This is a genomic window from Lelliottia sp. GFLA7, from assembly GCF_056490165.1.
Map to the genome: position 1 here is coordinate 64,422 of NZ_JBWLAQ010000013.1, position 21,373 is coordinate 85,794.

Annotated in this window: 18 protein-coding genes, 2 tRNA genes and 1 rRNA gene; 6 read left to right on the forward strand and 15 right to left on the reverse strand. The window is 52.7% G+C overall.

From position 1 onward, the window contains the following. Positions 1–3: 3 nt before the first annotated feature. From wecA to trxA, 3 genes are all read right to left on the reverse strand, one after another. Positions 4–1,107: a UDP-N-acetylglucosamine--undecaprenyl-phosphate N-acetylglucosaminephosphotransferase gene (gene wecA, locus AC07RN_RS20485; protein ID WP_478337167.1), complete on the reverse strand. Its 1,104-nt coding sequence runs from the start codon at positions 1,105–1,107 to the stop codon at positions 4–6. Between the two features lie 240 nt (positions 1,108–1,347). Continuing rightward, a complete protein-coding gene (gene rho, locus AC07RN_RS20490) occupies positions 1,348–2,607 on the reverse strand; it encodes a transcription termination factor Rho (RefSeq protein ID WP_015960963.1) in 1,260 nt (419 codons plus the stop codon). A 336-nt stretch (positions 2,608–2,943) separates the two neighbouring features. Next, the gene (gene trxA, locus AC07RN_RS20495; RefSeq protein WP_006179218.1) at positions 2,944–3,273 is read right to left on the reverse strand and encodes a thioredoxin TrxA; all 330 of its coding nucleotides are present in this window, start codon (positions 3,271–3,273) and stop codon (positions 2,944–2,946) included. Between the two features lie 144 nt (positions 3,274–3,417). Between trxA and rhlB the strand changes: the two genes are divergently transcribed. Continuing rightward, a complete protein-coding gene (gene rhlB / locus AC07RN_RS20500) occupies positions 3,418–4,683 on the forward strand; it encodes an ATP-dependent RNA helicase RhlB (protein WP_015960964.1) in 1,266 nt (421 codons plus the stop codon). Between the two features lie 5 nt (positions 4,684–4,688). After that, a complete protein-coding gene (gppA, locus tag AC07RN_RS20505) occupies positions 4,689–6,173 on the forward strand; it encodes a guanosine-5'-triphosphate,3'-diphosphate diphosphatase (RefSeq protein ID WP_478337171.1) in 1,485 nt (494 codons plus the stop codon). Positions 6,174–6,177: 4 nt separating this feature from the next. On the opposite strand, the gene rep is transcribed toward gppA, so the two are convergent. Continuing rightward, the gene (gene rep / locus AC07RN_RS20510) at positions 6,178–8,199 is read right to left on the reverse strand and encodes a DNA helicase Rep (RefSeq protein WP_015960966.1); all 2,022 of its coding nucleotides are present in this window, start codon (positions 8,197–8,199) and stop codon (positions 6,178–6,180) included. A gap of 85 nt (positions 8,200–8,284) precedes the next feature. Here rep and ppiC point away from each other — a divergent pair, with 85 nt between their 5' ends. Beyond that, the gene (ppiC, locus tag AC07RN_RS20515) at positions 8,285–8,566 is read left to right on the forward strand and encodes a peptidylprolyl isomerase PpiC (RefSeq protein WP_015960967.1); all 282 of its coding nucleotides are present in this window, start codon (positions 8,285–8,287) and stop codon (positions 8,564–8,566) included. Positions 8,567–8,678: 112 nt separating this feature from the next. Here ppiC and ilvC read toward each other — a convergent pair whose 3' ends face one another. Further along, entirely contained in the window at positions 8,679–10,154 is a 1,476-nt protein-coding gene (ilvC, locus tag AC07RN_RS20520; protein ID WP_478337168.1) for a ketol-acid reductoisomerase, read from the reverse strand. A gap of 159 nt (positions 10,155–10,313) precedes the next feature. Between ilvC and ilvY the strand changes: the two genes are divergently transcribed. Continuing rightward, positions 10,314–11,204 (forward strand): HTH-type transcriptional activator IlvY, encoded by an 891-nt coding sequence (gene ilvY, locus AC07RN_RS20525; protein WP_015960969.1) that lies wholly within the window; start codon positions 10,314–10,316, stop codon positions 11,202–11,204. Here the strand turns inward: ilvY and ilvA are convergent. The 6 genes from ilvA to ilvL form a co-directional block, all read right to left on the reverse strand. After that, positions 11,201–12,745 (reverse strand): threonine ammonia-lyase, biosynthetic, encoded by a 1,545-nt coding sequence (gene ilvA, locus AC07RN_RS20530; protein WP_478337172.1) that lies wholly within the window; start codon positions 12,743–12,745, stop codon positions 11,201–11,203. The two genes, ilvY and ilvA, sit on opposite strands and share 4 nt — an antisense overlap. 2 nt (positions 12,746–12,747) lie before the next feature. After that, the gene (ilvD, locus tag AC07RN_RS20535) at positions 12,748–14,598 is read right to left on the reverse strand and encodes a dihydroxy-acid dehydratase (RefSeq protein ID WP_015960971.1); all 1,851 of its coding nucleotides are present in this window, start codon (positions 14,596–14,598) and stop codon (positions 12,748–12,750) included. A 50-nt stretch (positions 14,599–14,648) separates the two neighbouring features. Beyond that, on the reverse strand, positions 14,649–15,578 hold the full coding sequence (locus AC07RN_RS20540; RefSeq protein ID WP_015960972.1) for a branched-chain amino acid transaminase: 930 nt from the start codon (positions 15,576–15,578) through the stop codon (positions 14,649–14,651). Positions 15,579–15,595: 17 nt separating this feature from the next. Then, positions 15,596–15,859, reverse strand: coding sequence for an acetolactate synthase 2 small subunit (gene ilvM, locus AC07RN_RS20545; RefSeq protein WP_015960973.1), 264 nt, complete (start codon positions 15,857–15,859; stop codon positions 15,596–15,598). Then, positions 15,856–17,502, reverse strand: a complete 1,647-nt coding sequence (gene ilvG, locus AC07RN_RS20550; protein WP_478337169.1) for an acetolactate synthase 2 catalytic subunit — start codon at positions 17,500–17,502, stop codon at positions 15,856–15,858. The genes ilvM and ilvG overlap by 4 nt, the downstream gene beginning before the upstream one ends. A 139-nt stretch (positions 17,503–17,641) precedes the next feature. After that, the gene (gene ilvL / locus AC07RN_RS20555; RefSeq protein WP_071818784.1) at positions 17,642–17,740 is read right to left on the reverse strand and encodes an ilv operon leader peptide; all 99 of its coding nucleotides are present in this window, start codon (positions 17,738–17,740) and stop codon (positions 17,642–17,644) included. A gap of 343 nt (positions 17,741–18,083) precedes the next feature. Here ilvL and AC07RN_RS20560 point away from each other — a divergent pair, with 343 nt between their 5' ends. Then, a complete protein-coding gene (locus tag AC07RN_RS20560) occupies positions 18,084–19,604 on the forward strand; it encodes a YifB family Mg chelatase-like AAA ATPase (protein ID WP_449553789.1) in 1,521 nt (506 codons plus the stop codon). A gap of 30 nt (positions 19,605–19,634) precedes the next feature. Here the strand turns inward: AC07RN_RS20560 and AC07RN_RS20565 are convergent, their stop codons facing one another. Beyond that, entirely contained in the window at positions 19,635–19,973 is a 339-nt protein-coding gene (locus AC07RN_RS20565) for a MaoP family protein (RefSeq protein ID WP_015960976.1), read from the reverse strand. Between the two features lie 118 nt (positions 19,974–20,091). Between AC07RN_RS20565 and hdfR the strand changes: the two genes are divergently transcribed. After that, positions 20,092–20,913, forward strand: a complete 822-nt coding sequence (gene hdfR / locus AC07RN_RS20570; protein WP_449553790.1) for an HTH-type transcriptional regulator HdfR — start codon at positions 20,092–20,094, stop codon at positions 20,911–20,913. 79 nt (positions 20,914–20,992) lie between these two features. On the opposite strand, the gene AC07RN_RS20575 is transcribed toward hdfR, so the two are convergent. The 3 genes from AC07RN_RS20575 to rrf all read right to left on the reverse strand — a co-directional run bounded on the left by AC07RN_RS20575 (position 20,993) and on the right by rrf (position 21,370). After that, positions 20,993–21,068 (reverse strand) — tRNA-Trp (locus AC07RN_RS20575). Between the two features lie 54 nt (positions 21,069–21,122). After that, positions 21,123–21,199, reverse strand: a tRNA-Asp gene (locus AC07RN_RS20580). Positions 21,200–21,254: 55 nt separating this feature from the next. Then, positions 21,255–21,370: ribosomal RNA gene (gene rrf, locus AC07RN_RS20585) — 5S ribosomal RNA — on the reverse strand. Positions 21,371–21,373: the final 3 nt, after the last annotated feature.

Sequence of the window (21,373 nt, forward strand, 5' to 3'; positions counted from 1 at the left end):
GTTTTACTTAGTTAGTGTTGGATTTTTATCACTGTTTTTACGCATCCGGCGTTTTACACGTTTGATAAAGCGCGCGACTTTCCATGCGCGTTTAATACAGTATCCGTACAGGAAGAATGCTAGCAAGAATAATACCAACATTACCCATTCAGGAATAAAATGTGCATATTCTGCAGCCACACCGATACCCGCCAGAAGCGCGGCAGCAAGGGTGATCAGCACAAATGCCTGACGTGAAGTAAAGCCCGCACGCATGATCAGATGATGAATATGCTGGCGGTCAGGAGAAAAAGGGCTCATCCCTTTGCGAAGTCGACGGTACATGATCGCGACCATGTCCATCAGGGGAATAGCAATAATCCACAGCGCCGTGACCGGGCTGATAGGGTGCGTTTTTCCCTGCGTAGTTTCTAACAAAATCCAGATAACGGTAAAACCAATCAGCGTACTGCCCGCATCGCCCATAAAGACTTTATAGCGACGTCCAAGCACACCCAGGTTCAAGAGGATATAAGGCAGGATGGCGGCGATCATGGCGAAACACCACATCGACAGGCTGTACTGGCCATCAAACCATAAAATAATGCCGATAGCGGCAAACGAAACGGATGATAGCCCGCCGAGCAAGCCATCGATCCCATCAACCATATTAAAGGCATTGATGGCTGCCCAAACGGCGAAAAGCGTCAGGAAGAAACCGAACGGCCCGAGCACCATTTCCCAGGTGCCAAAAATATAGCCGAGGCTGCTGAGATACAGTTTGCCGACAACCATCATAATGATGCCGATGGCAGCCTGAACCGATGCACGGAATTTTACGCTGATATCAAATCGGTCATCGAGAGCACCTACTAACACCAGAACACCCGCGCAGGCCAGATAGAGCGCCGCGTGAGGAATATAATAATCTGCGATACCGAACGTGAAGCAAATGCCTGCGTAAACGGAGATCCCGCCGACTAATGGGATCAGACCTTGATGACGTTTACGATAGTTAGGCTTGTCCACTAACCCTATTCTCTTGGCCACTTTTCGGGCAAAGAATAAAAAACAGGTTGTGAATAAAAAAATACTGATTAGCTCAGTAACCGCCGTGAGTAGATTCACAATGCTTGCTCTCAACAAATGTTAGTCCTGGAATTATAACCATGAAGCCACCGCTCCCGAAGGATTAAAGCTGGCCTCTTACAACTCCCTTTGTATGTTTTTCAATCAATTAATCTTTGACGTTACAAACATTCTGATTGTCGCATCGGCAGGTCAAAAATGGGAGTCTGCGGTTATAGCGTATAGTCCAAAAAAAGAAAACGCCACGTAAAAACGTGGCGTTTGCTGGGTTTATTTGTTTTACGAGCGTTTCATCATGTCGAAGAAATCATCGTTGGTCTTCGTCATTGCCAGCTTATTGATGAGGAACTCCATTGCGTCGATTTCGCCCATCGGGTGAATAATCTTACGCAGGATCCACATTTTCTGCAGCTCTTCCTGAGTAGTGAGCAGCTCTTCTTTACGCGTCCCTGAACGGTTGTAATCAATCGCTGGGAAGACACGCTTCTCGGCGATTTTACGTGCCAGGTGCAGTTCCATGTTACCGGTGCCTTTAAACTCTTCGTAGATAACTTCATCCATTTTAGAGCCGGTATCAACCAGAGCTGTCGCGATAATCGTCAGGCTTCCGCCCTCTTCAACGTTACGCGCAGCACCAAAGAAACGCTTCGGACGGTGTAATGCGTTCGCATCCACACCACCAGTCAGTACTTTACCGGAAGCAGGAACTACGGTGTTGTAAGCACGCGCCAGACGAGTGATGGAGTCGAGCAGAATAATAACGTCTTTCTTGTGCTCAACCAGACGCTTAGCTTTCTCGATAACCATTTCAGCAACCTGAACGTGGCGAGAGGCTGGCTCATCAAAGGTAGATGCAATCACTTCACCTTTCACCAGACGCTGCATCTCTGTTACTTCTTCTGGACGCTCATCGATCAGCAGAACCATCAGTACGCAATCAGGATGGTTGTAAGCAATGCTCTGCGCGATGTTCTGCAGCAGCATGGTCTTACCTGCTTTCGGTGGTGCCACGATCAGACCACGCTGACCACGACCAATTGGAGACGCCAGATCCAGAACGCGAGCCGTCAGGTCTTCGGTAGAACCGTTACCACGCTCCATGCGCAGGCGAGAATTCGCGTGCAGCGGCGTTAAGTTTTCAAACAGGATCTTATTGCGCGAGTTTTCAGGTTTATCGTAGTTAACTTCGTTAACTTTCAACAGCGCAAAGTAGCGTTCACCCTCTTTAGGAGGACGAATCTTACCTGAAATGGTGTCACCAGTACGGAGGTTGAAACGGCGGATTTGGCTAGGGGATACGTAGATGTCATCAGGACCGGCGAGGTAGGAGCTATCTCCAGAACGGAGGAAACCAAATCCGTCTTGCAATATCTCCAGTACACCGTCGCCAAAGATATCTTCGCCACTCTTAGCATGCTGCTTCAGGATGGCAAAAATGATGTCCTGCTTGCGCATACGAGCCTGGTTTTCAAGGCCCATGTTTTCGCCGAGAGTAATCAGCTCAGAAACCGGCGTATTCTTTAATTCGGTAAGATTCATAATGGTGTGGGTTCTTAAACTCGGGGTAAATCTCGAACTTAATTTGTGAATGGTATGGAAGGGTCATCCATGCCTGTTTGCGGCCATCAACTCATGTCTGTTCGCTGTCTGGTTACAGGGAAAGAACGCAGCTCTGAAACGACAAGACGGATTGAGTGACAAGCCCGGAATCTAGCAACTTCACGCACTGTGAGTGTCAACAATGGGAAGCATCGGGTAAAACAAGAACGACAAGGTATGTTTAAATCGAAGTCATAAGTAACTTAGCACGACTAAAGCCGGGCGTCCAGAGATCCGAATCAATTCGGAATTCCAGACGCCACAGGCCGAGAGACCTTACGCCAGATTCGCGTCCAGGAACTCTTTCAACTGACCTTTGGACAGTGCGCCCACTTTGGTCGCAGCCACTTCGCCGTTTTTGAACAGCAGCAGTGTCGGGATGCCACGAATGCCGTATTTCGGCGCGGTGCCCGGGTTCTGGTCGATGTTCAGCTTGGCAACCGTCAGTTTGCCCTGATATTCGTCAGCGATTTCATCCAGAATCGGAGCAATCATTTTGCAAGGACCACACCATTCAGCCCAGAAATCGACGAGGATCAGCCCGTCAGCTTTAAGTACGTCCGTGTCAAAACTATCGTCAGTCAGGTGAATAATTTTATCGCTCATATATAACTCCACAGGAATAAGCCTGGCGTGTTGGTGTAGGATTAATCAACGACGTGTTGATGTAGCATTAACCAACTAAAGGTTGACTTTATTTCACCGGATACGCTTTCGTAAAGCAATAGTAAGCTGATATTCTACCACACTATGAGCAAAACACATTTAACAGAACAGAAGTTTTCCGACTTCGCCCTGCATGCAAAAGTCATCGAAGCCCTTGAAAATAAAGGCTTCCATTACTGCACGCCCATTCAAGCTCTCGCCCTGCCGCTCACGCTGGCGGGTCGCGATGTTGCAGGGCAGGCGCAAACCGGTACTGGCAAAACGATGGCGTTTTTAACGTCAGCGTTCCATTATTTACTCTCAAACCCGGCAATGGCTGACCGAAAAGTTAACCAACCGCGTGCGCTGATTATGGCCCCAACGCGAGAACTTGCGGTGCAGATCCATGCTGACGCAGAACCCCTGGCGCAGACCACTGGCTTAAAGCTGGGTCTGGCTTATGGCGGCGATGGTTACGATAAACAGCTGAAAGTATTAGAAAGCGGTGTTGATATTCTGATCGGCACCACTGGCCGTCTTATCGATTACGCTAAGCAAAACCACATTAACCTCGGTGCGATCCAGGTTGTGGTACTCGACGAAGCAGACCGTATGTACGATCTGGGCTTCATTAAAGATATCCGCTGGTTGTTCCGCCGCATGCCGCCTACGCCGCAGCGCCTGAATATGCTTTTCTCTGCCACCCTCTCTTATCGCGTCCGTGAACTGGCGTTCGAACAAATGAACAACGCCGAATACGTCGAAGTTGAGCCGGAGCAGAAAACGGGCCACCGTATTAAAGAAGAGCTTTTCTATCCTTCTAACGAAGAGAAAATGCGTCTTCTGCAGACCCTCATCGAAGAAGAGTGGCCAGATCGCGCCATTATTTTTGCGAACACCAAACACCGCTGCGAAGATATCTGGGGCCATTTGGCTGCGGACGGTCATCGCGTGGGCCTGCTGACGGGCGACGTCGCGCAGAAAAAACGTCTGCGTATTCTCGAAGATTTCACCCGTGGCGATCTGGATATTCTGGTTGCGACTGACGTTGCTGCACGCGGCCTGCACATCCCAGCCGTTACGCACGTCTTCAACTACGATCTCCCTGACGATTGCGAAGATTACGTTCACCGTATCGGCCGTACCGGTCGCGCTGGTGCAAGCGGTCACTCTATCAGCCTAGCCTGTGAAGAGTACGCGCTGAACCTTACCGCGATTGAGACCTACATCGGTCACTCTGTTCCGCAGAGCAAGTATAATCCGGACGCGCTGTTGAGCGAACTGCCACCGCCGAAACGCCTGACGCGTGCACGCTCTGGCAATGGTCCGCGTCGTACTGGCGCGCCGCGTAATCGCCGTCGTCCGGGCTAAAAATGATGATCACCGGTTCCTCGCTCTATGCCGCTATTGATTTAGGTTCGAATAGTTTTCATATGCTGGTAGTGCGCGAGGTGGCGGGGAGCATTCAAACCCTGACACGCATTAAGCGTAAGGTCCGTCTCGCGGCGGGCCTGAGTCAAGATAACCACCTTTCTCCCGAAGCGATGGAACGCGGCTGGCAATGCCTGCGTCTCTTCGCTGAACGTCTGCAGGACATCCCGCACAATCAAATCCGCGTTGTGGCGACAGCTACCTTACGTCTGGCGGTCAACTCTGTTGATTTTATTGCTAAAGCGCAGGAGATTCTCGGCTGTCCGGTACAGGTGATCAGCGGCGAAGAAGAAGCGCGTCTGATTTACCAAGGTGTCGCCCATACCACTGGCGGCGACGATCGTCGTCTTGTTGTGGATATTGGTGGTGCAAGCACGGAACTGGTCACCGGTACAGGTGCCCAGGCAACGTCGCTGTTTAGCCTGTCGATGGGATGCGTTACCTGGCTCGAGCGCTATTTTACCGATCGCAATCTCGCCCTGGAAAATTTCGACGTGGCGGAAAATGCCGCGCGTGAAGTCCTGCGCCCGGTCATGGACAAACTGCGTTATCACGGCTGGAAAGTGTGCGTCGGGGCGTCGGGTACGGTTCAGGCACTGCAAGAAATCATGATGGCGCAGGGTATGGACGAGCGTATTACGCTTGCCAAACTGCAACAGCTCAAACAGCGCGCCATCCAGTGTGGTCGCCTTGAAGAGCTGGAAATCGAAGGCTTGACGCTGGAGCGTGCGCTGGTTTTCCCAAGCGGCCTGGCGATCCTGATTGCCATTTTCTCCGAGTTGGACATTCACTGTATGACGCTTGCGGGCGGTGCGCTGCGCGAAGGGCTGGTTTACGGTATGTTGCATTTGGCGGTAGAACAGGATATTCGCAGCCGTACGCTGCGTAATATCCAGCGCCGCTTTATTGTCGATACTGAACAGGCACAGCGCGTTGCACAATTGGCTTCCAGCTTCGCGAATCAACTCAAGACAACGTGGGCACTTGAGCCATTAAGTCAGGATTTGCTCATCAGCGCCTGTGCGCTGCATGAAATGGGTCTGAGCATTGATTTCAAACAGGCGCCCATTCATGCCGCCTATCTGGTACGAAATCTTGATCTGCCTGGATTTACCCCAGCGCAGAAAAAACTGCTCGCCACCTTGCTTCTGAACCAAACCAATACTGTCGATCTCTCCTCTTTGCATCAGCAAAATGCCGTACCACCGCGCGTTGCCGAACATCTCTGCCGGCTTCTGCGTCTGGCGATTTTGTTTGCCAGCCGCCGCCGCGACGATTTGCTGCCCGCAATCAAGCTTGAGGCCGAAGGTGAAAACCTGACGCTCACGCTTCCAGAAGATTGGTTAGATAATCATCCACTTGGCGCAGAAATGATTGAGCAGGAATACCAGTGGCAAAGCTATGTCCACTGGGCTTTAGAGGTAAAATAGCGGGTTATTTCTCTTTCGCTTTTGCCAGCATCGCGCGGATATTCGCCACGTTCGCCTGCCCTTTGTGCATTCTTTCTTCCGCGGTAATCACTTTGCGTTCTTGTTCCCACTGCAAATCATCCTGCGGTAACTCCAGCAGGAATCGACTCGGTTCTGGACGCACCATTTCGCCATATTGACGGCGCTCTTTGCACAGCGTAAAGGTCAGCTCTTTCTGGGCGCGTGTGATTCCTACATACGCCAGTCGACGCTCTTCATCGACGTTATCTTCGTCAATGCTGCTCTGATGCGGCAGTAATCCCTCTTCCATCCCGATTAAATAGACATACGGAAATTCAAGCCCTTTAGACGCATGCAGCGTCATCAGCTGAACCTGATCCGTCTCTTCATCGCTCTCACCGCGTTCCATCATATCGCGCAGGGTAAATCGGGTGACGACCTGCGTCAGCGTCATTGGCTCATCAATTTCGGAGCCTTCCAGCATTTCGGTCATCCACGTAAAGAGCTGATTAACGTTTTTCATGCGCATTTCCGCCGCTTTAGGGCTCGCGGACGTCTCATACAGCCAGGATTCATAGTTGATACCATGAATCAAATCGCGCACCGCCGAGACCGGTTCGCGCTCGGCGAGACGCTGGATTTCGCCCAGCCACTGGGTAAAGCGCGTGAGCGATTCATAACCACGCCCGGTCAGCGACTGACTAAGGCCCATATCAAAGCTGGCGGTGAACATACTTTTATTGCGCGTCATCGCCCACTCACCCAGCTTTTGCAGCGTCGCCGGGCCGATTTCACGCTTCGGTGTATTCACGATACGCAAAAACGCACTGTCATCATCCGGATTGGTGAGCACACGCAGATAAGCGAGTAAATCTTTGATTTCCGGGCGAGAGAAAAACGACGTGCCTCCCGAAATTTTGTACGGGATGCGGTTTTGCATCAGCATCTTTTCAAACACGCGCGACTGGTGGTTGCCGCGGTAGAGAATCGCATAGTCTTTGTACGCGGTTTTATTCACGAAGTGATGGGCAATCAACTCGCCAGCCACGCGCTCAGCCTCATGCTCTTCATTGTTGGCGCTAAGCACTTTGAGTTCCGTGCCGTAGCCCAGTTCGGAGAAAAGCCGCTTTTCAAAGACATGGGGGTTATTGGCGATCAGGATGTTTGCCGCCTTCAGGATCCGCCCTGAAGAGCGGTAGTTCTGCTCCAGCTTAACCACCTGTAATGCCGGGAAATCTTGGCTCAACAGCACCAGGTTTTGCGGACGAGCACCACGCCAGGAATAAATCGACTGGTCGTCATCGCCAACCACGGTGAAGCGTGCGCGCTGTCCCACCAGCAATTTCACCAGCTCATACTGGCTGGTGTTGGTGTCCTGATACTCATCCACCAGCAGATAACGAATCTTGTTTTGCCAGCGCTCCCGCACCTCTTCATTACGCTGTAAAAGCAGCGTCGGCAGCAGAATCAAATCGTCAAAATCGAGAACATTACAGGCTTTGAGGTGGTCGTCGTACAGGCTGTAGCAGTGCGCAAAGATCCGATCGCGCTCGCCTTTGGCACTCGCGGCAGCCTGAGAGGGCGTCATCAGATCGTTTTTCCAGTTTGAGATCGTCGAGATCAGCTGCTGGAGGATCAGCTTGTCGTCTTCGATCCGCCCTTCAGTCAGTTCTTTGAGCAGCGCCACCTGATCGGTATCGTCAAATAATGAGAAATTGGATTTCATCCCCAACGCGGCATATTCGCGCTTGATGATATCCAGGCCCAGCGTGTGGAACGTCGAAATCATCAGGCCGCGCGCTTCTTTGCGCCCCAGCGTTTGCCCGACGCGCTCTTTCATCTCGCGCGCGGCTTTGTTGGTAAAGGTCACCGCGGCGATATGACGTGCCTGATAGCCACAGCCACGAATCAAATGCGCGATTTTATTGGTAATCACGCGCGTTTTTCCGGATCCCGCCCCCGCCAGCACCAGGCAAGGTCCGGTGACGAATTCGACAGCTTGTTGTTGTCCGGGGTTTAAACGCATATGCAGGTCACTCAATGAAAGTCGGGAGAGGAGGAAAACGCGTGGTAGTATAGCGAGCCTAATCCATACCACTCAAGGCACGATCATGGCAAAAACAGCAGCAGCACTGCATATCCTTGTTAAAGAAGAAAAACTGGCATTAGATCTTCTGGAACAGATCAAAAACGGCGCAGACTTCGAGAAGCTGGCGAAGAAACACTCTACCTGCCCATCCGGTAAAAAAGGCGGCCACCTGGGTGAATTCCGTCAGGGCCAGATGGTGCCGGCGTTTGATAAAGTGGTGTTCTCCTGCCCGGTGCTGGAGCCAACTGGCCCGCTGCACACCCAGTTCGGTTACCACATCATTAAAGTGCTTTACAGGAATTAATAAAAAGCCCGGTGAATTCAAGTTCACCGGGCTTTTTTAATAGTGAAAAGCGATTTCTCTGAGTATTTCGATTTGCCGCCAACGCATCGGCAAGTCGAAAGGCGACGAGGAATCAGCCTGCGACAGCAATACGCTTCATATCTTTCATATAACCACGCAGCGTATGACCCACGCTTTCGATTGCATGGCTGCGGATCGCTTCGTTCACGTCACGCAGCTGAGCGTTGTCTACCGCGCCTTCAGCAACTGCTTTGCCCAGGTCGCCTGTCTGCAGGGTCGTCATGAACTCTTTCAGCAACGGTACACAGGCATAAGAGAACAGATAGTTACCGTACTCGGCGGTATCAGAGATGACCACGTTCATTTCATACAGACGCTTACGCGCAATGGTGTTCGCGATCAGCGGCAGCTCGTGCAGTGATTCGTAGTAAGCAGACTCTTCGATGATGCCGGAATCAACCATGGTTTCGAACGCCAGCTCAACGCCCGCTTTCACCATCGCGATCATCAGAACGCCTTTATCGAAGTACTCTTGCTCGCTGATTTTACCGTCAAACTGCGAAGCGGTTTCGAACGCGGTTTTGCCGGTCTCTTCACGCCAGGTCAGCAGGTTTTTATCGTCATTCGCCCAGTCAGCCATCATACCGGAGGAGAATTCGCCGGAGATGATATCGTCCATGTGTTTCTGGAACAGCGGAGCCATAATCTCTTTCAATTCCTCTGACAGCGCATAAGCACGCAGTTTTGCTGGATTAGACAGACGGTCCATCATCAGCGTAATTCCGCCCTGCTTCAGCGCTTCGGTGATGGTTTCCCAGCCGAACTGAATCAGTTTTTCTGCGTACGCCGGATCGGTACCTTCTTCCACCAGCTTGTCGAAGCACAGCAGAGAACCGGCCTGCAGCATGCCGCACAGAATGGTTTGCTCACCCATCAGGTCAGATTTTACTTCTGCCACGAATGAGGATTCCAGAACGCCCGCACGGTGACCGCCGGTTGCAGCAGCCCAGGCTTTGGCAATCGCCATGCCTTCGCCTTTTGGATCGTTTTCCGGGTGAACGGCGATCAGCGTCGGAACACCGAAACCACGTTTGTATTCTTCACGCACTTCGGTGCCTGGGCACTTCGGCGCAACCATCACCACGGTGATGTCTTTACGAATTTGCTCGCCCACTTCAACGATGTTGAAACCGTGAGAGTAACCCAGCGCAGCGCCGTCTTTCATCAGCGGCTGAACGGAACGCACAACGTCGGAGTGCTGTTTGTCTGGCGTCAGGTTAACAACCAGATCCGCCTGCGGCACCAGCTCTTCGTAAGTGCCCACTTTGAAGCCGTTTTCAGTCGCTTTACGCCATGATGCGCGCTTTTCAGCAATCGCTTCTTTACGCAGGGCGTAAGAGATATCCAGACCGGAGTCACGCATGTTCAGGCCCTGGTTCAGACCCTGTGCGCCACAGCCGACGATGACCACTTTTTTACCCTGAAGGTAGCTTGCGCCATCGGCAAATTCGTCGCGCGCCATGAAGCGGCATTTGCCCAGCTGCGCCAGCTGCTGACGCAGATTCAGTGTGTTGAAGTAGTTAGCCATGGTGGAACCTCGTGATGTTGTGTTGTGGTGCTTATTATTCGGTTTACTTCGCTTATGCGAGAATGAACTTACTATATGACAGGAAATTTATTGCGGAAATTGATATATTCACAACGTCACGTTGCAATTTCTGCAACGTAAAATCGTGGAGTGCGTCCTGTGGATTTACGCGATCTGAAAACCTTTCTGCATCTGGCGGAAAGTCGTCATTTTGGCCGCAGCGCACGGGCGATGCACGTCAGTCCTTCCACGCTTTCCCGGCAAATCCAGCGCCTCGAAGAGGATCTCGGTCAGGCACTGTTTGTTCGCGATAACCGCACCGTCACGCTCACGGAAGCGGGCGAAGAATTGCGCGTCTTCGCCCAGCAAACGCTTTTGCAATATCAGCAGTTGCGCCACACCCTCGATCAGCAAGGCCCATCGCTATCGGGCGAACTCCATATTTTTTGTTCTGTGACGGCGGCGTACAGCCATTTACCGCCCATTCTTGATCGCTTCCGCGCAGAGCATCCGTCCGTTGAAATAAAGCTCACCACCGGCGATGCCGCCGACGCGATGGAAAAAGTGGTGACGGGTGAAGCGGATCTGGCGATTGCCGGTAAACCGGAAATGTTGCCCGGCGCGGTGGCGTTCTCGATGCTGGAAAATCTGGCAGTGGTGTTGATCGCCCCGGCGCTGCCCTGCCCGGTACGTAATCAGATCTCTGTGGAGGAGCCTGACTGGTCAACGGTGCCGTTTATCATGGCCGATCAGGGCCCGGTTCGCCGCCGCATCGAGCTATGGTTCCGTCGGCAGAAAATCAGCAATCCGTCCATTTACGCCACGGTAGGCGGGCACGAAGCAATGGTGTCGATGGTGGCGCTTGGATGCGGCGTGGCGTTGCTCCCGGAAGTGGTGTTGGAAAACAGTCCGGAACCGGTGCGTAATCGCGTGATGATTTTAGAGCGCAGCGATGAGAAGACACCGTTTGAACTGGGTGTGTGCGCACAAAAAAAGCGGCTGCATGAGCCGCTTATTGACGCTTTCTGGCAGATTTTGCCGAACCACTAGCCCGCCAGGAAGAACCTGAACGCCGGATTATGGGTTTCGTCATGACAATCGTAGCCCAACTCGTTCAGCCGCGTTTCGAAATCTGGCTCGTGCTCGCCCAGCTCAAAGGCGGCCAGCACGCGTCCGAAATCCGTACCGTGGCTACGATAATGGAACAGGGAAATGTTCCAGTGCGTTCCCAGCGTATGAAGGAATTTCAGTAACGCACCCGGTGATTCCGGGAACTCAAAGCTGAACAAACGTTCCTGCAACGGCTTAGACGGACGTCCACCCACCATATAGCGAACGTGCAGCTTCGCAATTTCATCGTCGGAGAGATCAACGACGCTGTAGCCGCCGTCGTGCAGCAAACTCAGGATCTCTTTGCGCTCTTCCACGCCACGGCTCAAACGCACACCAACAAAAATACAGGCGTCTTTGGCATCGGCAAAACGGTAGTTAAATTCAGTGACCGAACGCCCGCCGAGCAGTTGGCAGAATTTCAGGAAGCTGCCCTTCTCTTCCGGAATGGTCACCGCCAGAAGCGCTTCACGCTGTTCGCCCAGCTCGCAGCGTTCGGAAACATAACGCAAGCCGTGGAAGTTGACGTTAGCGCCAGACAGCACATGCGCCAGGCGTTCGCCGCGAATGTTGTGCTGCGCGATGTATTTTTTCATCCCCGCCAGCGCCAGCGCACCCGACGGTTCCGCAACCGCACGAACATCTTCGAACAGATCTTTCATTGCCGCACAAATGGCATCGCTGTCGACGGTAATGATGTCGTCGAGATATTCCTGACATACGCGGAAGGTTTCATCGCCAATACGCTTCACGGCAACGCCTTCGGCAAACAATCCCACACGCGCCAGATCGACAGGATGACCCGCATCCAGCGCCGCTTTCAGGCAGGCGGAGTCTTCCGCTTCAACGGCGATAACTTTGATTTGCGGCATTAACTGCTTGATGAGCACCGCGACGCCTGCGGCAAGGCCGCCACCGCCGACCGGGACAAATATCCGATCGAGGTGCGCATCCTGCTGCAACAGCTCCAGCGCCAGCGTTCCCTGGCCGGCAATGACCATCGGATGATCAAACGGCGGTACCCAGGTAAAACCCTGCTGCTGCGCGAGGTCGATCGCTTTCGCTTTGGCTTCGTCAAAGTTGGCGCCGTGCAATAACACTTCACCGCCAAAACCGCGTACCGCATCGACTTTGATATCAGCGGTTGCTACGGGCATCACGATGAGCGCTTTCACGCCCAGACGCGCGGCAGAAAACGCCACGCCCTGCGCATGGTTGCCCGCAGAAGCCGTAATTACACCGCGTGCTTTTTGCTCCTCGTTCAGCCCGGCCATCATCGTATAAGCGCCGCGCAGCTTGAAGCTGTGCACAGGCTGACGGTCTTCGCGCTTCACCAGAATCACGTTATCAAGACGAGACGAGAGCTTGTCCATTTTTTGCAGCGGTGTGACTTGCACTGCCTCGTAGACTGGCGCACGCAGCACCGCCCGGAGATATTCCGCCCCATCGGGGGCGGCGGATAAGGGTTGTGATTCGGCCATCATTAGCCCCCAAGTTTGGATTTATCGCGCACCGCGCCTTTGTCAGCACTGGTGGCAAGCGTGGCGTAGGCACGCAATGCGTAAGAAACCTCACGCTGGCGATCTTTTGGCGTCCAGGCTTTATCACCGCGAGCGTCTTGCGCTTCGCGTCGCGCTGCAATTTCTTGATCGCTCAACTGGAGCTGAATGCCACGGTTTGGAATGTCGATTTCAATCAGATCGCCGTCTTCGATAATCGCGATATTCCCGCCGCTCGCCGCTTCTGGTGAAACGTGACCGATAGAGAGTCCAGAAGTGCCGCCCGAGAATCGGCCGTCGGTGATCAGCGCACAGGCTTTGCCCAGGCCCATCGACTTCAGGAAGGTCGTTGGGTAAAGCATTTCCTGCATGCCCGGTCCGCCTTTTGGCCCTTCGTAGCGAATCACCACCACGTCACCTGCAACCACTTTACCGCCCAGAATCGCCTCAACGGCATCGTCCTGGCTTTCATACACTTTCGCCGGACCAGTGAATTTCAGAATACTGTCGTCGACGCCTGCGGTTTTAACGATACAGCCGTTTTCGGCAAAGTTACCGTACAGAACCGCCAGGCCGCCTTCCTGGCTGTAAGCATGCTCCAGCGAGCGAATGCAGCCTTCGGCGCGGTCATCATCCAAAGTATCCCAACGGCAGTTTTGCGAGAATGCTTTGGTGGTACGAATCCCGGCAGGGCCCGCGCGGAACATGCTTTTCACCGCATCGTCTTTGGTGAGCATGATGTCGTACTGCTCAAGCGACTGCGGCAGCGTCAGCCCGAGAATGTTTTTCACTTCACGGTTCAACAGCCCGGCACGATCCAACTCACCCAAAATCCCCAGAACGCCACCGGCACGGTGAACATCTTCCATGTGATATTTTGGCGTGCTCGGCGCGACTTTACACAGCTGCGGCACTTTGCGGGAGAGCTTGTCGATATCACTCATCGTGAAGTCGATTTCGGCTTCCTGCGCCGCCGCCAGCAGGTGCAGAACGGTGTTGGTTGAACCGCCCATGGCGATATCCAGCGTCATGGCGTTTTCGAATGCGGCTTTGTTGGCGATGTTACGCGGAAGCGCGCTGGCATCGTCTTGCTCGTAATAGCGTTTGGTCAGCTCAACGATGCGCGTCCCGGCACTCAGGAACAGCTGCTCGCGATCGGCGTGCGTCGCCAGCAGTGAACCGTTGCCCGGCTGAGAAAGACCCAGCGCTTCGGTCAGACAGTTCATGGAGTTGGCGGTGAACATACCGGAACAGGATCCGCAGGTTGGACACGCGGAGCGTTCCACCTGATCGCTTTGTGCATCGGAGACTTTCGGATCCGCGCCCTGAATCATCGCATCGACGAGATCGAGCTTGATAATCTGGTCAGAGAGCTTGGTTTTACCAGCTTCCATCGGACCGCCGGAAACAAAGATCACCGGAATGTTCAGACGCAAGGACGCCATCAGCATCCCTGGGGTGATTTTGTCGCAGTTGGAGATACAGACCATGGCGTCGGCGCAGTGGGCGTTCACCATGTATTCCACGGAGTCGGCGATCAGTTCACGCGACGGCAGGGAATAAAGCATGCCTCCGTGGCCCATGGCGATACCGTCGTCCACCGCGATGGTGTTGAACTCTTTTGCCACGCCGCCGGACGCTTCGATTTGCTCAGCGACCAGTTTGCCGAGATCGCGCAAGTGCACATGGCCCGGCACAAACTGGGTGAAGGAGTTCACCACGGCGATAATCGGCTTACCGAAGTCGTCGTCGGTCATCCCGGTTGCGCGCCACAGCGCGCGGGCACCGGCCATATTGCGGCCGTGAGTGGTGGTGGCAGAACGATACTTAGGCATGCTTAATCTCTCTCATGAGTGGGACGGTGCGTGCCGCCCCAAAATTATGCTTATGAATTAACTTGATCCAACCAGCCCCATTTATCTTCCGTTTCACCGGTGAAGAGGCCAAAGAATGCTTGCTGAATACGTTTAGTGACCGGGCCACAGCGGCCTTCGCCTACCTGGATGCCGTCAACGCTGCGAACGGGGGTGATTTCTGCCGCCGTTCCGGACATGAATACTTCGTCGGCAAGATACAGCGATTCGCGGGATAGCACCTGCTCGCGCACTTCAATATCCAAATCTTTCGCCAACTTGATGATGGCGTCGCGGGTGATACCCGGCAATGCAGATGAGGTAAACGGCGGCGTGAATAAGATGCCATCTTTCACTTCAAACAGGTTTTCACCCGCACCTTCAGAGATGTAGCCATTCACATCCAGGGCGATACCTTCCTGGTAACCGTGGCGGCGCGCTTCGCTACCCACTAACAGTGAAGAAAGGTAGTTACCACCGGCTTTCGCAGCGGTCGGGATGGTGTTTGGCGCCACGCGATTCCAGGAAGAGACCATGGCGTCGATCCCCTGATCCAGCGCGTCAGCACCTAAATATGCCCCCCATGGGAAGGCGGCAATGATCACATCGGTGGTGTAACCGTCTGGCGGGTTTACGCCCATTCCGACATCACCCACGAAGACCAACGGGCGAATATAGGCGCTGGTCAGGTTGTTTTGACGAATCACGGCGCGGCACGCTTCCATCAATTCATCAACGCTCTGAGAGACAGGAAAACGGTAGATTTTGGCCGAGTCACGCAGACGCTGCATGTGTTCGCGATGACGGAACACCACCGGTCCTTTGTGAGAATCGTAGCAACGGATACCTTCAAAAACGGAGGTGCCGTAGTGCAGGGCGTGGGACATTACATGGATCTTCGCGTCTTCCCAACGCACCATCTCACCGTTGAACCAAATGTAATCCGCTTTCTTCGTGGTCATTTTTCTTCCTATTGCGCTCAGGCGCGAATTTGTTGTGATGCGGTTGTGCTCTGGCAGATGGCGACATGGGCAACATCAACCAGTTTACTTAGCTGACTAAACAGTAAGTCGACCGACCGTGGGCTGGCAACGGTCAATTCGATATTTATGTTCTGGGCATCGGTAGCGGTTTCCATATTCATGGCGCAAATCTGAAAACCACGATGGCGCACTACGCGCAGCACGCGCTCTAACGTTTCCGGGTTGAAGCGAGCCTGCACGGCGACCTGATGTTGCATCATGATAATTTCTCCAGCATTTGTGCGTTACTGGCACCGGGTGGTACCAATGGCCAGACATTCTCAAGCTCGTCGATTGAGACATGAAGCAGATAGGGCCCCTCGCTGGACAGCATGGTGTCGAGTGCCGCTTCAACCTGGTCTTTACGGGTGATGTGTTGGCCTGGGATGCCGAAGGCGCTAGCTAACACGAGGAAATCGGGGTTATCGGTAAGGGTTGTTTCGCTGTAGCGTTCGTTGAAGAACAACTGCTGCCACTGGCGAACCATCCCCAAACGCTGGTTATCCAGTAACAGGATTTTCAGCGGTAATTGTTTACGCTTAACGGTGCCCAGTTCCTGAACGTTCATCATGAACGAGCCGTCACCCGAGACGCAGATAACCGTATCGTTGGGACGCGCAACCTGCGCACCCACCGCTGCGGGTAATCCAAATCCCATGGTGCCTAAGCCGCTCGAGGTGATGAAATTTTCCGGGCGGGTGTAGGTCATGTGCTGTGCGGACCACATCTGATGCTGACCGACATCGGTGGTGACCACGCTGTTAGCCGGTTTACGATCCGACAACTGCTTTAACAGCAATGGCGCGTAGATTGCTTCGCCCGGGTGGTCGTAACGCCAGGCATTTTCTGTGCGCATCTGCGCCGTATGTTCACGCCATTTGTCGATCGACAAAGACTGCTGCAGTGCTGGCAATAAAGCATTCAGGTCGCCCTGCAGTGTCACATGAGCCTGACGCAGTTTGTGCATTTCGGCGGGGTCGATATCCATGTGGATCACTTTCGCATTCGGCGCAAACGTATTCAGCTTACCGGTCACACGGTCATCAAAGCGGGCGCCCACTGCGATAAGTAAATCGCACTCTTGAACGGCCAGATTAGCGGCTTTCGTCCCGTGCATACCCAACATACCCAGATAGTACGAGTAATCAGCATCCACCGCGCCGAGGCCTTTCAGTGTGCAGGTTGCAGGCATTTGAGTGACGTCGATAAACTCCCGCATAGCCGGAACCGCCTGCGCCATGCCTACGCCACCGCCGATATACAGGATGGGTTGCTGCGCCAGCGCCAGCATCTGCCGGGCTTCTTCTACTTCCGAGTAAGGGAAAGCATCTTCCGTTTCAACCGTGGAAAAATGGGGCTCCAGATCGCCCATTGCGAGCTGGATATCTTTAGGAATGTCGATCAGGACCGGACCCGGACGGCCTGAGTTTGCCACCTCAAAGGCTTCTGCCATTACGCGTGGCAGTTCTTCCAGAGACTGCACCAAAAAGCTGTGCTTGGTGCAGGCTAGTGACAAACCCAGAACGTCCACTTCCTGAAACGCATCTGTACCAATCAGGGGCAACGCCACCTGACCGGTGATTGCCACAACAGGAACGGAATCGAGTAACGCATCAGCCAGGCCGGTGATCAGGTTAGTCGCCCCAGGACCGGAAGTCGCCATACAAACGCCGGTTTTCCCCGTGGCTCGGGCGAAACCAATCGCCGCCATTGCCGCGCCCTGCTCGTGTCGGCACAACAGATGTTCCACGCCGCCGTCATACAGTGCATCGTAAATCGGCATAATTGCGCCTCCTGGATATCCGAACACCATCTCGACTCCCTGCGCGCGCAACGCATGTACTACCCACTGTGCCCCATTCATAGTCAGTTCCCCGTCATACTTCGAGAGAAACAGTATTTTATGCTAGTCATCATTATCTGCTCCTCGTTTAAGTTTTTAAGTCATAAAAAAACCCCCGGACCTTTCGGTGCGGGGGTCTTAGTTCGTTAAGGCTTGTTTTTTAAGCCTTTCCTCGTCCAAGTGCAGCCCCGCACGGTGGGATAATAATCACCACCACGCTAATTACGACTAGGCTAATCACTTGTAGAAGGGCTTTCATATTCAGTTATTTTTGCATCTTGTTCGAAGGAATACCTAAAGAGGTAACACAGATATTGATTTGAAGACAAGGAATATTTACGGCGCATTCATTTGGCTAACGAATCGTTTTGTTAAAAATGATTGTTTTATATAAGAAAGTTATAAAATGAAGATTTTTCATTATTTTTTTCAATCTGGCGTCAGGTGATACACCGGCTTACTTCGAGTTGCGAGCGTGATTCAAGCATTATGCAAACATTGCATAATGTCTTAAAAAAACGTGAAAGCGCCTCGTAATGCTACAAATTGCTGCTAAAAAACGAAAAATAATCCAGGCATAGTGACATCAAAAGGAGACGTTCATGTCACTGTCTGTTGTTTATACCCGCGCTGCTTTAGGAGTGCAGGCTCCGCTCATCTCTGTTGAGGTTCATTTGAGTAACGGTCTCCCAGGCTTAACACTTGTCGGGCTGCCCGAAACGACAGTGAAAGAAGCCCGAGATCGCGTTCGTAGCGCCATTATCAATAGTGGTTATACCTTTCCGGCAAAAAAGATAACCATCAACCTGGCGCCTGCAGACTTGCCCAAAGAAGGCGGGCGATATGATTTACCTATCGCTATAGCGCTTCTCACCGCCTCTGAGCAACTTAACGCCCCCAGACTGAACACGTACGAGTTTGTGGGCGAACTAGCGCTTACAGGTGCGTTACGTGGCGTTCCAGGCGCAATCTCCGGGGCGTTAGCCGCCTTACAGGCGGGAAGAGAGATTATCGTTGCTGCCGAGAATGCATCAGAGGTCAGCCTGATCGAGAAAAAGGGTTGCCTGATTGCCAATCACCTACAAGAAGTCTGTGCTTTTCTCGAAGGCCGTCATGAGCTTGCCGAGCCCGAGGAAAATCGTCTAGTGGTATCAGACTCTCTTGACGACCTGAGCGATATCATTGGCCAGGATCAGGGAAAGCGTGCGCTGGAAATCACTGCGGCCGGTGGTCATAACCTTCTGCTTATCGGGCCGCCGGGGACAGGAAAAACGATGCTGGCAAGTCGACTGAACGGTCTGCTCCCACCACTAAATAATCAGGAAGCGCTTGAGAGTGCCGCAATCATAAGTCTGGCGAATTCAATATCATTGAAGAAGCAATGGAAGAGACGACCGTTTCGTTCTCCTCATCATAGCGCCTCACTCTGTGCGATGGTCGGCGGCGGCTCTATTCCTGAGCCCGGTGAAATCTCTTTAGCTCATAACGGAATTCTTTTTCTTGATGAGTTACCGGAGTTTGAACGACGGGTTCTGGATGCATTACGTGAGCCTATCGAGTCCGGACAGATCCACATTTCGCGTACACGAGCGAAGATTAGCTACCCCGCGCAGTTTCAGCTCATTGCCGCCATGAATCCAAGCCCATCAGGGCATTATCAGGGCAATCACAACCGGAGTACGCCTGAACAGACGCTTCGCTACCTGGGGAGGTTGTCAGGGCCCTTCCTTGACCGTTTTGATTTGTCTCTGGAGATCCCGCTGCCACCACCGGGAGTGCTTAGCCAGACAAACTCTACGGGTGAAACCAGCGTGACCGTGCGGGAAAGAGTGATCATTGCACAGGCACGACAGTTGAAGCGCCAAAATAAGCTCAATGCACGTCTCGATAACGCCGAGATTCGCCAGCGTTGTCGTTTGTCAGAGGAGGATTCCCGTTGGCTAGAAGAGACGTTAACGCGGCTTGGGCTTTCAGTGCGGGCCTGGCAACGCTTATTGAAGGTCGCACGCACTATTGCAGATTTGGAGAGTTGTGGAGATATCGAGAGGAGGCATTTGCAAGAAGCATTAAGCTATCGCGCGATAGATCGTCTGCTGCTGCATCTGCAAAAGATGCTGACGTAAAAAAGGGGCCTAAGCCCCTTTCTCATTATATCAATCGTCCGATTCGGTGTAGTCTTCTGCGCCTTCTACCTGTGGCTTACCGCCAGACAGTGTATGAAAACGCTTTGGTCGCTTAATACGACCCATGTACTTGATCCACACACGTTCTATTTCAGATTCCGGCTCACGTTCCCCACGGCAAACGGCAACAAACTGTTTTTCGTCTTCCGTTGCAGGCTCACGTTTCCCCAGATCTAACTCGTTAAAAGCGTAACCATGACGTTCAAGCAGTTGCGCTTCTTTAATGGTGAAGTCACCATGACGAGAGAACCCACGCGGATAATTTTTATTGTCAAAAAAACGATTAGTCGTCGTAAAGCTTTCCGCCATCCTACACGCTCCTAATTCTTTGGCCGAGCTATTTATGGCGCGGAGTATTAGTTACGCTTGACAGAGTGTAAAACAAAAGATTTAAATCATAACGACAAATAATTTTGCGGAGAAAGATGTGGATACGGAATTGCTAAAAACTTTCCTCGAAGTGAGCAGAACGCGTCACTTCGGGCGGGCAGCAGAAGCGCTTTATCTGACGCAATCAGCCGTCAGTTTTCGTATTCGCCAGCTAGAAAACCAGCTTGGTGTGAATCTTTTTACCCGTCATCGCAACAATATTCGCTTAACTGCTGCCGGGGAAAAGCTCCTCCCTTACGCAGAAACATTGATGAACACCTGGCAGGCCGCGCGAAAAGAAGTCGCCCACACCTCGCGATACAATGAGTTTTCCATTGGGGCCAGCGCGTCTTTGTGGGAATGCATGCTAAGTCAGTGGCTTACCCGTTTATACCGATCACATGATAATTTGCAGTTTGAGGCCAGGATCGCACAGAGACAATCGCTTGTGAAGCAGCTGCATGAGCGCCAGTTGGATCTTTTGATTACTACCGAAGCCCCTAAAATGGATGAGTTTAGCAGTCAGATCCTTGGACAGTTTAGTCTCGCACTCTATGCCTCTGCGCCTTCAATGATGAAAGCGGATCTGACCTATTTGCGCCTGGAATGGGGACCTGATTTTCAGCAGCACGAAACGGGTTTGATTGCAGCAGATGATGTCCCGGCTCTGACAACGAGTTCAGCTGAGATGGCTTGTCAGCAATTAGCGACTCTTAAAGCATGCACCTGGTTGCCCGCTCGTTGGGCCGATAAGAAGCCCAATTTGCACACTGTTACGGATTCAACAACGCTACCCAGACCGCTTTACGCCGTTTGGCTTCAGAACAGTGATAAGCAGGTGCAAATAAAGGATCTTTTAAAAATCAATGTGATGGATTGATAGCTGAAGGCTTGCAAGGATGCAGGTTTTGGGGATTTCGAAACAAAAAAAATCCTTTGCCTAAGCAAAGGATTATATATGGCAGGGGCGGAGAGACTCGAACTCGCGACACCCGGTTTTGGAGACCGGTGCTCTACCAACTGAGCTACGCCCCTAAATTTTCTTACTATTAAGCCTGCTTGTTTAGCAGGCTTAATTTTTATAATAAGTGGCGGAACGGACGGGACTCGAACCCGCGACCCCCTGCGTGACAGGCAGGTATTCTAACCGACTGAACTACCGCTCCACCGAAGACTGCTGTAACCACCGGATTTATGCACCGGCTTACTACTTAATTTGATGCCTGGCAGTTCCCTACTCTCACATGGGGAGACCCCACACTACCATCGGCGCTACGGCGTTTCACTTCTGAGTTCGGCATGGGGTCAGGTGGGACCACCGCGCTAAAGCCGCCAGGCAA

Excerpts from the sequence above, each read along its gene's own strand:
- rhlB (WP_015960964.1), top strand. The coding sequence starts at position 3,418 with ATGAGCAAAACACATTTAACAGAACAGAAGTTTTCCGACTTCGCCCTG.
- AC07RN_RS20565 (WP_015960976.1), bottom strand. The coding sequence starts at position 19,973 with ATGGCGGAAAGCTTTACGACGACTAATCGTTTTTTTGACAATAAAAAT.
- ilvA (WP_478337172.1), bottom strand. The coding sequence starts at position 12,745 with ATGGCCGAATCACAACCCTTATCCGCCGCCCCCGATGGGGCGGAATAT.
- ilvL (WP_071818784.1), bottom strand. The coding sequence starts at position 17,740 with ATGAAAGCCCTTCTACAAGTGATTAGCCTAGTCGTAATTAGCGTGGTG.
- ilvD (WP_015960971.1), bottom strand. The coding sequence starts at position 14,598 with ATGCCTAAGTATCGTTCTGCCACCACCACTCACGGCCGCAATATGGCC.
- rep (WP_015960966.1), bottom strand. The coding sequence starts at position 8,199 with ATGCGTTTAAACCCCGGACAACAACAAGCTGTCGAATTCGTCACCGGA.
- ilvC (WP_478337168.1), bottom strand. The coding sequence starts at position 10,154 with ATGGCTAACTACTTCAACACACTGAATCTGCGTCAGCAGCTGGCGCAG.
- ppiC (WP_015960967.1), top strand. The coding sequence starts at position 8,285 with ATGGCAAAAACAGCAGCAGCACTGCATATCCTTGTTAAAGAAGAAAAA.
- AC07RN_RS20540 (WP_015960972.1), bottom strand. The coding sequence starts at position 15,578 with ATGACCACGAAGAAAGCGGATTACATTTGGTTCAACGGTGAGATGGTG.
- ilvM (WP_015960973.1), bottom strand. The coding sequence starts at position 15,859 with ATGATGCAACATCAGGTCGCCGTGCAGGCTCGCTTCAACCCGGAAACG.
- trxA (WP_006179218.1), bottom strand. The coding sequence starts at position 3,273 with ATGAGCGATAAAATTATTCACCTGACTGACGATAGTTTTGACACGGAC.
- rho (WP_015960963.1), bottom strand. The coding sequence starts at position 2,607 with ATGAATCTTACCGAATTAAAGAATACGCCGGTTTCTGAGCTGATTACT.
- ilvG (WP_478337169.1), bottom strand. The coding sequence starts at position 17,502 with ATGAATGGGGCACAGTGGGTAGTACATGCGTTGCGCGCGCAGGGAGTC.
- AC07RN_RS20560 (WP_449553789.1), top strand. The coding sequence starts at position 18,084 with ATGTCACTGTCTGTTGTTTATACCCGCGCTGCTTTAGGAGTGCAGGCT.
- gppA (WP_478337171.1), top strand. The coding sequence starts at position 4,689 with ATGATCACCGGTTCCTCGCTCTATGCCGCTATTGATTTAGGTTCGAAT.